The 12609-nt window shown below is 39.6% G+C and carries 11 protein-coding genes; 8 read left to right on the top strand and 3 right to left on the bottom strand.

The window, feature by feature from the left end; genetic code table 11:
• Positions 1-7: 7 nt before the first annotated feature.
• Entirely contained in the window at positions 8-895 is an 888-nt protein-coding gene (locus AC0L6R_RS12400) for a POTRA domain-containing protein (RefSeq protein WP_473271499.1), read from the bottom strand.
• Positions 896-956: 61 nt separating this feature from the next.
• On the opposite strand from AC0L6R_RS12400, the gene hemW reads away from it, so the two are divergent.
• The 7 genes from hemW to AC0L6R_RS12365 all read left to right on the top strand — a co-directional run bounded on the left by hemW (position 957) and on the right by AC0L6R_RS12365 (position 8863).
• Positions 957-2078, top strand: a complete 1122-nt coding sequence (gene hemW / locus AC0L6R_RS12395) for a radical SAM family heme chaperone HemW (protein ID WP_473271498.1) — start codon at positions 957-959, stop codon at positions 2076-2078.
• 12 nt (positions 2079-2090) lie between these two features.
• Positions 2091-2402 (top strand): DciA family protein, encoded by a 312-nt coding sequence (locus AC0L6R_RS12390; RefSeq protein WP_283413703.1) that lies wholly within the window; start codon positions 2091-2093, stop codon positions 2400-2402.
• 122 nt (positions 2403-2524) lie between these two features.
• The gene (locus AC0L6R_RS12385) at positions 2525-4603 is read left to right on the top strand and encodes a SpoIIE family protein phosphatase (protein ID WP_283413702.1); all 2079 of its coding nucleotides are present in this window, start codon (positions 2525-2527) and stop codon (positions 4601-4603) included.
• 3 nt (positions 4604-4606) lie between these two features.
• A complete protein-coding gene (locus AC0L6R_RS12380; RefSeq protein WP_283413701.1) occupies positions 4607-4939 on the top strand; it encodes an STAS domain-containing protein in 333 nt (110 codons plus the stop codon).
• A gap of 13 nt (positions 4940-4952) precedes the next feature.
• The gene (locus tag AC0L6R_RS12375; RefSeq protein ID WP_283413700.1) at positions 4953-5354 is read left to right on the top strand and encodes an ATP-binding protein; all 402 of its coding nucleotides are present in this window, start codon (positions 4953-4955) and stop codon (positions 5352-5354) included.
• Positions 5355-5441: 87 nt separating this feature from the next.
• On the top strand, positions 5442-7367 hold the full coding sequence (locus tag AC0L6R_RS12370) for a peptidylprolyl isomerase (protein ID WP_473271497.1): 1926 nt from the start codon (positions 5442-5444) through the stop codon (positions 7365-7367).
• 128 nt (positions 7368-7495) lie between these two features.
• Positions 7496-8863: a peptidylprolyl isomerase gene (locus AC0L6R_RS12365; protein ID WP_283413698.1), complete on the top strand. Its 1368-nt coding sequence runs from the start codon at positions 7496-7498 to the stop codon at positions 8861-8863.
• Between the two features lie 61 nt (positions 8864-8924).
• On the opposite strand, the gene AC0L6R_RS12360 is transcribed toward AC0L6R_RS12365, so the two are convergent.
• Complete coding sequence (locus AC0L6R_RS12360; protein WP_283413697.1) at positions 8925-9242, bottom strand: hypothetical protein; 318 nt, start codon at positions 9240-9242, stop codon at positions 8925-8927.
• Between the two features lie 91 nt (positions 9243-9333).
• Complete coding sequence (locus tag AC0L6R_RS12355; RefSeq protein ID WP_283413696.1) at positions 9334-11124, bottom strand: ABC transporter ATP-binding protein; 1791 nt, start codon at positions 11122-11124, stop codon at positions 9334-9336.
• 145 nt (positions 11125-11269) lie between these two features.
• Between AC0L6R_RS12355 and AC0L6R_RS12350 the strand changes: the two genes are divergently transcribed.
• The gene (locus AC0L6R_RS12350; protein WP_283413695.1) at positions 11270-12370 is read left to right on the top strand and encodes a Glu/Leu/Phe/Val dehydrogenase dimerization domain-containing protein; all 1101 of its coding nucleotides are present in this window, start codon (positions 11270-11272) and stop codon (positions 12368-12370) included.
• Positions 12371-12609 lie beyond the last annotated feature (239 nt).

Here is a 12609-nt window from a genome sequence, read left to right as displayed (position 1 = left end):
AGGAGAATTAAAAACAAAAGACTCTTTTGCGGATATTTCCAGCGATTGGGTCGCAATATTCAGTCGCTTCCAATGAAGAACCAGATCTCTTCCTTTCCCTCCAAGATGGTATAATTCCAAATCCAATTGTCCAGTGATCAGCATCTTCACCTGGTTCATTTTGATTGGGAAGCAACCCTATTATTCCATCCAGAACATTCGTATTTCTGTCCCTCAAAGTAAAAGTTGGTTGTGCTTTTTTTACTTGAAAATCGACCTGCGGAAATTGCGTCTGCACAAAATAGGGTGATCGGGAGAGTACTTGATTTGCTTCATTGAGTTGTTTTTGGGAAAAAGGCGTCCCAGGCTGGATTCCCGTGATATTTTGCAAATACCTTTCCTGGGTCTTGGTATCGCCGGCTACTTTCACACTATCCCATAGAATCAAAGGACCTGAGTCATAGTTGAAAACAGCTGAAAGCAAGTTTCCATGCCGCTGAATACTGTCAAGTTTGACTTGCGCAAAAGGAAACCCCTTATTCTCTGCCTGCGAAACTACCTCATGCATCCACCTTGAGGCAGAATTGTATTCCGCTGTAATAGGATCAATATTATTAGAAAATTCTTCAGGAACATTTCCCAAAGAAATCTCCTGCCAAGTGTACTTTTCCCCAAGGGTTATAGTTACGCTCAAAGAATCGCTTGAAACATCCTCTTCTTGCGAGAAAAGAGAAAGATATCCAAGATGTTGAAGGGAGTGCTCAAGGGAATCGAGATACCTTTCCGCTTCTATCTTGTTAATAAATGTAGTCCAATCAGCAGATTGTAGGGGCGGATCAGTTGTCCATTTTAGCCAATAAGCACCTTGAGCTTTGCATAGCTGTCCTCCGGCAATAAAAAAAAGAAGTGACGCCAAAAGGAAGGTTTTCAAAGGGATCTTTGGGAATGATTATATTCGCAAAATAATAGAATTCACATTGGCTGGCATATACATCCACATTCCTTTTTGCAGGCAGGCATGCCATTATTGCGATTTCCACTTCAGCACAAATCTTGACCGAATGGAGCAGATGGCTAATATGATCTGCCAGGAAATTGAAATAAGAGCTAATTACCTTCCGGACAAGACTCTGGAAACAGTCTATTTTGGAGGAGGAACTCCTTCACTGTTACCCCCAACTTCAATTGATAAGATTCTAAATCAAATTGCTCTTACTTTCAATTCTGATTGGAAAGAGGTCACCCTAGAGGCAAATCCTGATGATTTGAACGAAAACAATCTTCGCGCTTGGAAGAGTCTCGGCATTGATCGACTAAGTCTGGGAATCCAGAGTTTTGATGAGCAGGTATTGAAATTCTATAATCGTGCACATACTGCAAAGGAGTCTAAATCCGCTATTGCAAAAGCTAGAAAAATTGGTTTTGAGAAATTCAGCCTAGACTTGATATATGGCTTTCCACAACCTGACCATGAGCTTTGGAAGCGAGATTTATCAGAAGCAATTAAGCAAAACCCCGGACATATTTCTAGCTATGCACTCACAGTGGAGTCAAAAACTGCACTTGGCAACTGGGTAAACAAAGGCACCTTCAAGCCAGCTGAGGAGGATTTTGTCGCCGACCAATTCGAAATCTTACAAGAACAAACTGAAAAAGCCGGATATATCCAATATGAGGTATCTAACTTTGGTATGCCTGACCAATTTGCCCTGCATAATACCAATTACTGGAAAGGCGTTCCCTATTTAGGCGTTGGCCCCAGCGCGCATTCTTTTGATGGACAAAACAGAGGAGCAAATCCCTCAAATAATTCCCTTTACCTGAAAAGTATGGAAAGCGGAGCTATCCCATTCGTAGTAGATAATCTTTCTGCTGATGATAGATTAAACGAATCCATCCTTACAGGACTAAGGACCTTGTGGGGAATAGATCTCGAAGAAATAAACAACGTTTTCGGCATAGATCTCTTGACGTCTAAAAAAGTTATTTTATCTAAGATGGATTCTGAAGGCTGGCTTATTTGGAAGGATAAAAACCTATCTTTGAGCAAAAGCGGAAAACTACTTGCGGACAGTATAGCAGAAGCACTTTTCGTTTAAGAAATGACAATTATGGGGAGAGACGGATATTATAGCAGAAAAAAAGAAGTTGCACCACTCGAGTCAGCTTTCAACGATCTACTCAAAGCATACCGGTTAGAAGGTAAATTCAAAGAAAAGTCCTTGGTCCATGATTGGCCTGAAATCGTAGGAAAAACCATCGCGGATCGGACTACATCGGTTTTTATAAGAGACAAAAAACTCTTTGTGAAACTAAGTTCAGGGCCAATCAAGAAAGAATTACTGATGAATAAGAGTAAAGTACTCAGTCTTATCGAAGAGAAATACGGTACTGGTGTGATCGAAGACTTAGTCTGTATGTAATCTTGTTTGATTCAGGGTCCAGGCCTCCTCAATTTACACTTTTTAACACCTGACTCTTCTTAGTAACTTATCTAGGTTCATTATTTTCCAATCCGAATGAGTATTATTGTGGCAGCGCATTCATGATCAAACTACCGCAAATCCATATCGGAAAGCTAAGCTTGCTGCTCGCCATCCTTGTATGGCTGGGTTTGCTATTTGTGAATCTGGTGAGGCTGGTTGGGGTACTCAATGAGATGGACTCTGGAATTGCCATCGAATTCACTTGGATTCTACAAATCCTATATTTCATCACGGTCTACAGCTTTTATAAATACTCGATCAATAAAAGTACCCAAAGCGACTTTCTGAATCTCATCTGGCGCGGTGCATCGACCGGAATATTCGCAGTTACTGTTTATTTAATCATTGGTTTTTTTTACACCTCCCTTGGTGAAAGTAAGCTTGCTGGAGATCCATTTCTCAAAACTTTCTTTTATCATGTCCGCTTTGGGCTCATGACTGTTTTTTTGATATCCACTTCTCTATTATGGCAGCACCTTATCCTCTACCAAAAAACTAAGCGAGTTGTAAAACAATGGCAGGCGTATGAAATCGCTTTGCTTGTAGCAATGTTTTTAGTGTTTTTTGATAGAGAAGCTTATGAGTACAGCTTTTATTTTGGCATGGTTCTACTTGGAATCTTGGCAGTCATCCTTTCTACTAATTTAAAATGGATTCCATATCTGACTTTTAAGGAGAAATGGAAATCTCTACTGTTCCTTGCCATAATTATTTTAGCTATTAGCTATATGCTGTGGTACACTGTTTCAGTGGATATGGAATACGATTACCTAGCAAACTTAATGGGTAATCTATTCGTAATTTCTCTGTTTTGGTTCATACTGGTTTATGCTGTTCTCAGCTTTTTAGTAACGCTATTTAACCTTCCGACTTCCTCCGTTTTCGAGCAAAAACTAACTGAGGCTATAAATTTCCAGCGACTAAGCCAATCCATTCAGCCAGAAGAAAATGAGGAGCAAGTGCTGGATATTTTAATGGACTCCTGTATGAGTGCCGCCTATGCAGATGCGGCGTGGTTAGCGATGAAAAGTGAGGAATTCCCAGAAGGCTTTTTTCAGGAGAGATTCATAGATCGAAAGACAAGAGAAGAAATATCAGCACTGATCGAACCTCAAAAGACTATTCGAGATTGGGAATCTGAAAAACGGCCGGATAATTTAAGTCCTATTAACCTTAGAATTGCTCACTCAAAATATGAATCAATTCTTTTGGTCCCTCTGGTGATCAACAAATCGGTCATTGGTAAAATAGTGTTGTGCAAGGAAGTGCGCGACGGCTTCAATAAGGAAATGTTGAACATCATCAGCACATTTGGAAGACAAGCATGTATTGCCGTAGAAAATCATCGTTTGCTCAATCAGGCCATCCTCAATGAACGCTACCAAGAAGAATTGAAAATTGCTCAGCGCGTTCAAAAATCTCTACTTCCTACCCAACTAGATCATAACGAGTATTTTGACATCTGCGCTTTTTCAAATGCAGCCGATGAAGTAGGCGGGGACTATTACGACACATACAAATTAGATGAAAATCGGTTTGTATTGATCATTGGAGACGTTTCTGGAAAAGGAACCTCTGCGGCTTTTCACATGTCACAGATGAAAGGAATTTTTCAAAGTCTCATACAGTTGAATCTCAGTCCATCGGAATTTATGATCAAGGCTAATGCAGCACTAAGTAAATGTCTGGAACGTAATCACTTTATCACCGCATCCATATTTATTATCAATACTGCAAAACAAACTATCTGCCACTCCCGTGCAGGTCATGTACCAACGCTAATTCATAAGAAAAAATTAAACAAATCAGAGTATTTGGAGATTGATGGACTAGGTTTGGGAATTTTAAGAAACAAGCAATATGAAAATCACGTAGTGGAAAGGACATTCACTTATCAACCTGGAGATGTATTGGTTTTATTCACAGACGGAATAGTAGAGGCAAAAAACAACAATTCCAATCAATTTGGCTACGAGCGTGTAAGAACCTTATTGGAAGTTTACAACGAGCTTAATCCACAAGAAATCCAGACTAAAATCATTGATTCGCTACATGATTTTGTAGGAGGAGACAGACTGATTGACGATGATTATTCCATGATGGTGGTGAAATTTACCAAACAAAATAAAGCAAGCTAAACGATGCTAACAATAGAAACTCAGGAAGAGAACGGTCACACTATTTTGCGACTCACTGGCGAGGTAGATGCCAGCAACTCAGTAATACTAGATGAAGCAATCACTAAGGTCGTTGCAGACGGAAGTAGTTCTATATTAGTTGATGGTGCGGGCCTAGAGTATATTTCTTCTGCAGGCTTGGGCGTATTTATGTCCTATTTGGAAGATTTTCAGGAAAAAGAGATTGATCTGAAAATCTATTCTTTATCCGAAAGGGTATATGAAGTATTTAAAATTTTGGGACTAGATCAGTTGATGCACATTTACCCAAATAAAAAAACTGCGTTAGAAAGCTGATATGAAACATCAGATGAAAATATCTTGTCAAACAGCAGCACTCTCAGAACTGCGAGTCTTTTTAAAAAAGACCTTGGGAGAGTTACGCCTGTCTGATGTCGACCAGCTCCAGCTTATTTTGGCAGTGGAAGAGGTATGTGCTAATCTGATAATTCATTCGCATAAGTGTAATGCACTTGATTATATTCAACTAGACATCAAACAAAATCCAGGGAAATTAATTTTTGAAATTACCGATGAAGGTAAAGCATTCAATATGCTCGATTATGAAGTACCCGACCTAAATAAAGTCAAAGGTGATAAGCGAAAAGGAGGTTTAGGCATAATTTTGGTCAAGAAGATCATGGATGAAATTGAGTTTGATTCTACCAGAGGCACCAATACCTGTCGGCTGATCAAATGGTTTCAGTCCTAATTCTTGTTAAAACCTTAGTATTCGGGACTTTTGACTTTAAATCCTAATAAATTTGTAAAATTGCAATCCAAATCTTGCATTCACCACATGACAAACCGAACCATTTCGGCATATATAATTACATTCCTTATAGTATTTGGACCCACAGTATCTGCGATGGCATTTATACAGGCCCCAAATCAGGGTGACCCTTTATTGACTTTAGGAGGTAAAGCTGTAGATAAAGACGAGTTGATTTACTTATTAACTAAAGGAAATAAGTCTGAACCCGGTACTCCAGGAATGTCAAGAGAAGAATACGAAGAAAACCTTGACCTTTTTATCAATTACAAGTTAAAAGTAAGAGAGGCCGAAGCACAGGGACTCGATCAGACAGAGGAATTCAATAGAGAATTTGAATCGTTCAGAGAAAACCTAAAAGCTCCCTTTCTCATTCGAAACTCATTGGAAGAAGGTGAATTAAGGAAAGCCTATTCAAGAATGCAGGAGATAATTCGTGCGAGTCACATCCTACTTCAATTCCCTCAAAACGCAACCAAAGAAGATAGTTTAATTGTCTTACGGATGGCTTTGAAAATTGAAGACGAAATAAAAAATGGTGGCAGCATCAACGAATTAGCAGTGAAATATTCTGATGATCCTTCGGCTCAGGTAAACAAAGGAGACCTAGGATATTTCACCGCACTTCAGATGGTCCAGGCATTTGAAGACGCAGCATTTTCTCTTCAGCCAGGTCAAGTTTCTGACCCAGTGTTAACCAATTTTGGTTACCATATAATAAATGTGAAAGACCGTCAGCCGAATCCGGGACAGGTAAGAGTTTCGCACATCCTAGTCAGGATCGATGATAATGATACGAATGGCGAAGACCTTGCTAAAAGAAAAGTAGCTGACATTTATACCGAAATACAAAAGGAAAATACAATCTGGGAAGATATCGTAAAAAACTATTCTGAGGATCCTTCAAGTAGTCAAAAAGGAGGTATTCTACCCTGGTTTAGCGTTGGGTCTATGATTCCGGAATTTGAAATGGCTGCATTTTCGCTGACAGAAATAGGCGAAGTATCTCCTCCTATTCGTACCAAATATGGGTACCATATTCTGAGATTGGAGGGTAAAAAGCCGCTTGATACTTTTGAATCAATGGAAGAAAGTATTCGGTCTAAAATACTAAGAGATTCTCGTTCTACGATGATACAGTCACAGGTGATGGCGATTCAGAAATCCCGCTACAACTTTGATGAAAACGAAGAAAATGTCGCAAAATTAAGAACTGAATTAAGCTCAACTTCCAAGAATGATTTTGCTCAGGTAGTGGCAGACAAGGATTTAGCTAAAAATCAAATTTTCTCTCTTCAGGGAAAAAGTTACATCACACAAGATCTTGTGGACTATATGAATGAGCAGGAAATCAAGATTCCCACTAACGATGGGGTTTTCGATGCTTGGTACGAAAGATTTGCAGCAACCATTCTAAATGAAGCTGAAGAAGCTGACTTAGAAGCTAACAATAAGGAATATCGTATGCTCTTGAAGGAATATAGAAATGGCATTTTGTTATTCTCACTGATGAATGAGGAAGTCTGGCAAAAAGGCCTGATGGATTCTGTTGCCCAAAAGGCCTATTATCGAAATAATATCCAAAATTACCAGTGGAAAGAAAGAGTAAACGCCTACATCGTGAAAGTACTTGATATGACTCAGTTGGATGCTGCTAGACAATTACTTCAGGGAAAACCACTTTCAGAGGAGCTAATCTCGACTTTTGATGCAAGTTATGAAGGCACTAACTCTTTAGCATATCAAACTGAAACCGGCACCATCGAATACGCTGAACATCCTGTATTATCCAAAGCAAATATTGATTTAACCTATCAAGAAATAGAAACCAACGGACATTTGCACATTGTTATTTTAGGAGAAAAAACCAGTGCAGGGCCGAAAAAATTCGAGGAAACCCGAGGGGTGGTAATTCGAGATTACCAAGAATACTTCAGACAGAAGTCTAGTTGAATCATTACGAAAAAAATACCCGATCAAGATAAATCCCAAAGCGAAAGAAGAAACTTTCATAGCTTTAAATCAATAATATTTTACAAAAGAAAACCGTCATATTAGAACGTAAGGACGGAAAAAATCCCATGAAATTGCTAAACCGACTAACTTTCACTTTAATAGCTAGCTTGCTGATTACCGCTTCATTTGCTCAAGAAACAACACCTACCACAGGTCAGGTACTTGATAAAATCGTGGCTAAAGTGGACAATTATATTTTATTGGAATCAGACGTTCAAAAAGCGTATTTGGAAGCTATTTCCCAAAATCAACCCGGACAAGAAGCCCCCAGCAGATGTCAAGTATTTGAGTCTTTGATGATCAATAAACTGATGGTAGCCAAAGCAGAAGTGGATTCTGTAATCGTTACCGATGCTGAGGTAATGCTTCAAACCGAACAGCGATTCAACATGGTGCTTCAGCAGTTTGGCGGAGATGAAAATACACTGGTAGAAGCTTACGGAAAAACTTCAGATCAACTCAAAACTGAAATTGAAGATGTGATTAGAGAGCAATTAATTGTACAACGGATGAGAAGTCAGATCACAGAAGGTGTGACTGTTTCTCCAAATGACGTTAGACAGTTTTTCAATAGCATACCTACAGACTCATTACCTCTATTTACTTCAGAAGCTACAGTAGGACAAATCGTAGTCAAACCCGAAGTAAATCCCCAAACAAAGCAGGACCTTTATGACCGAATGGTTCAGTTCAAGAAAGATATTGCCGAGGGTAGAGCGGATTTTGCTGATTTGGCGAGACGTTACTCAGAAGATCCTGGTTCAGCTGCCAACGGTGGTAATTTAGGGTTTTCCTCAAGAGGCCAAATGGTCCCCGAATACGAAGGAGCTGCATTATTACTAAGGCAAGGTGAAATTTCTGATCCAGTAGAAACTGCCTATGGATTCCATATTATTCAGTTATTGGAGAAAAAAGACAATACCTATAATACAAGGCACATTCTGATGTCACCGAAAGCCACAACGGCAGATATTGAAAAATCTGAGAGATTTCTAGATAGCCTTAAAACGGAGATTGAAGCAGGTAGAATGGAATTTGCAAAAGCTGCTAAAGACTATTCTGATGACAGAAGCACATCAGATAATGGCGGCTTTTTCACCGATCCATCCAATAGTTCCAATCGCCTCTCTTTAAGAACTCTCGAAGATCCTAGTCTGTATTTTATGATAGATTCCATGGAGGTAGGTGACATTACGCCACCGATGCAGTTTGATGATCCGAGAGAAGGCAAAAAGGTTCGTATTATCTATTACAAAGCAAAATATCCTGCACATAGAGCTAATATGAATGATGACTACGAAAAGCTAAAAGCAGCAGCACTTCGCAAAAAAGAAGATGATTTGCTCAGCAAATGGTTTATCACCGCCAAGGAAGATATATTCATAGATCTTGACCCAGCCTATGACCGATGTAATGCCCTCGCTGCGAAGTGACGAAAAAGGCCCGAGATTAATCTCGGACCTTTTTTAATAAGATAGAATTGGGAATTTAACTTTACTTCTTGGCTAGGAGAGTCTTAAATGCTAAACCTATTTGCTTCAAGCCTTCTTTCAGAAACCCCTTAGATTCTTCCAATTTAGGCTTGAAATCGACAGTACGCTCTTTAAATTCCCGTTCTAAAATCTCCTTACCTTTCTTAAATTCAGCTTCAAGAGTTGTTTTATTCTCCTTTAAATCCTGAATTTTCTTATCTATTTCTTCCTTTGCATCAGAACCAGCATCAGCTCCTTTTTTTACTAGTTCTTCAATTTTATCCCCAATCTCCTTAAGTACTTTTTCTATTTCTTGGGTGGTTGATTTCTTATCTGTCATAACTAAAAATTTTAAGGTAAACTGATACCCTTGAAGGTAATTACTTTTTTCAAGACGTCGCTTTACTGAGTAATAATATAGATAGAAATCCCTAATTATCAACAGATTCTCCTGACTGAGTCTGCTTTTCGTATAGCTCAGCATAGACTCCCTTCTGCTCCATCAGTGTCTTATGATTTCCCGTTTCGATAACTTTGCCATCGTCCAAAACTATAATTTGATCCGCTAGTTTGGCTGATGATACGCGGTGGGAAATAATAATGGATGTGCGATTTTGCATAATATTTTTTAGAGCTGTCAAAATCACATTCTCAGTTTTGGTATCTACTGCAGAGAGGCAGTCATCCAAAATGAGGATTTTAGGTTCCTTCGCAATAGCTCGAGCAATAGAAACTCGCTGCTTCTGCCCTCCTGAAAGGGTAATTCCTCGCTCACCAAGCATAGTTTCAAAACCCTTTGGAAATTCCACAATGTTCTGATAGACATCAGCATCTTTAGCAGCTTGTTCAATGATTTTCGGATCCGACTCATTCAGTCCAAAGGCAATGTTATTCCCAATACTATCCGAAAACAAGAATACGTCCTGAGGCACATACCCTATTTGCCTTCTTAGATCTGAAACAGAAAGCGAATCAATTGGCTTACCATCCACTTTGATCACACCTGAGTTAGGATCGTACATCCGCATTAACAGATTCGCGATCGTAGATTTACCTGATCCAGTTGTACCGATAATCCCAAGTGTTTGACCTTCTTGGATTTTGAAGCTTACATTTTTCAGCGCAGTGATACCTGAATCAGGATAGATGAAAGAAACATTGTCCATTTCTACCGTTCCGGTAATATTGGCCTCTATATCGTTGGTGTTAAGAATATCATTCTTTTCATCAAGAAACTCGTTGATTCGAGTTTGGGATGCAGCCGCTCGCTGGACTATACTAGTCACCCAGCCCAATGAAGTCACTGGCCAAGTGAGCATATTCACGTACAAAATAAATTCCGCAATGACCCCATACCCTATCTCTCCACTGATCACCTGTAATCCACCTACATATACAGTGATAATTGTTGAAACACCAACAAGGGCCATGATGATCGGGAAGAAAAGCGCATTTACCCGGGTCAGCCGAATAGACTTCACCTTATAATCTTCGCTTGCAGTCGCAAAGTCATTAGCACTATCACTCTCCCTGACAAAAGCTTTGAGCACCCGAATCCCTGAAAATGCTTCTTGCACAAACGTGCTTAACCCACTCAAACTGCGCTGAATCTTCTCAGAACGCTCATTGATCATGTTATTCACATAATAAATACTCAGCGAAAGTACAGGAAGAGGCAAGAGTGCATAAAGTGTCAGCAAGGGATTAACAGTGATCATATAGGATATCACCAAGGGAAAAAGAATGAGCAGGTTTAAACCATACATAATCGCTGGTCCTAGGTACATACGCACGCGGCTCACATCCTCTGTGATTCTTGCCATCAAATCTCCCGTGCTATTTTTTCTGTAAAAACTAAGTGGGAGTTTTTGGTAGTGATCATAGATTTCATTTTTCATATCATATTCCACCTTTCGGGACATGATGATAAGCGTCTGTCGGATGAAAAACAGGAAGATACCTCTCAGTAAAGCCATTACTAAGATCAGTACTCCAAACACAAAAACGAATTTTAGAAAAATATCTTGGGCTTGATTACCCAAACCACCCTGCTCTAAAGGCTGATAAATCGAAAAACTTTCAACAACATAATCTATTGCAAGTCTTACTAACTGAGCAGGTATAATTACGAAAATGTTAGAAATCACCGTAAAAACTATCCCCAAAAGGATCAAGCCCTTGTATTTATACAAATACTTATTGAGTCGCCAAAGTGGTTTCACCAAATAAAAATTTTAAAATGAAAGAAATAGATTAGGAAGACTGGGTATATTAATCCTTTGAAGGCCAATAAAAGTATTTAATTTTGTATCGGTCAATTTCGCAAGGAGTACCCAAATATAACACATTCTAAAAAGCTAAGTTCACATGTTAGAGATTAAAGCTACCGAAACAGTACGTGAAGGTTCAATCTTTGGCCAAATCACTACGATGGATCACGAACAACTTGTGGTCTGCCATGATGAAGCTACCGGCCTAAAGGCATTGATAGGAATTCACAACACCACTTTGGGCCCTGCACTAGGCGGAACCCGTATGTGGCCTTATGCTTCTGAAGAAGAAGCAATTACAGATGTTCTTCGTCTATCAAGAGGAATGACTTTCAAAAATGCTCTTGCCGGGTTGAATCTTGGCGGCGGTAAAGCTGTGATTTTGGGAGATCCAAAATTGAAAAATGAAGCTTACCTAAGACGCTTTGGAAGATTCGTTCAGAGCTTAGGTGGCAGGTACGTTACCGCAGAAGACGTAAACATGAACACCTCAGACATGGAGTTCATCGGCCTGGAAACTCGTCATGTCACGGGTCTTCCTGAGATCAAAGGAGGCGGTGGAGATCCTTCTCCGGTTACGGCCTATGGTGTCTACATGGGTATGAAAGCAGCAGCTAAGAAAGCTTTTGGATCAGAATCCTTGGCTGGAAAAAGAATTGGCGTTCAGGGTGTAGGGCAAGTAGGCAAATATTTGATTGACTATTTGGTGAAAGAAGGAGCCAACGTGTTAGTAACGGATATTTTCGAAGACAAGCTCCAAGCTGTCGCCAAAAAAACAGGTGCTCAAGTAGTTGACCCAAATGTAATCTATGATTTGGAAATGGATATTTATTCTCCATGTGCGCTAGGAGCCACCGTCAACGATGAAACTATTGACCGCTTGAAATGTGCTGTAATAGCAGGAGGGGCGAATAATCAGCTGAAAGATGAAGCCAAGCATGGCAAAATTCTAATGGAAAAAGGAATTGTGTACGCACCTGATTTTCTAATCAACGCTGGCGGTGTCATCAACGTTGGCGCTGAGTATTTCGGCGGATATAATAGAGATACAGTTTATAAGCAAACTGAAAAAATATTCGATACCTGTTTAGGCATTTTGAATAAATCAGAAAAGGAAAACATTCCAGCTCAACAAGCAGCTATCGAGACAGCTAAAGCCAGAATTGAAGCTATCGGTAGAGTAAAGCTTTCTTTCTAAGATTACAAACTCCAACATCAAAACCACCGGAAATGGCTTCCGGTGGTTTTTTTGTCTCATGTACCTAGATGATAGGCACCTCAAATTACCTATATTTGCAACTCATTTCGAAGACATGCTAAACAGAAGAATACTCAGAGTAAAGGCTTTCCAAAACCTATATGCATACGAGCAGTGCAAAGGTTCTAACCTAAACCTGTCAAAAGATTTTATCCGAGCCTCGTTCATGCCGGATCTGA

This window comes from Algoriphagus sp. 10J20-15, from assembly GCF_055809615.1.
The sequence above is the reverse complement of the archived record's forward strand: the minus strand, read 5'-3'. Positions and strand labels throughout refer to the sequence as shown.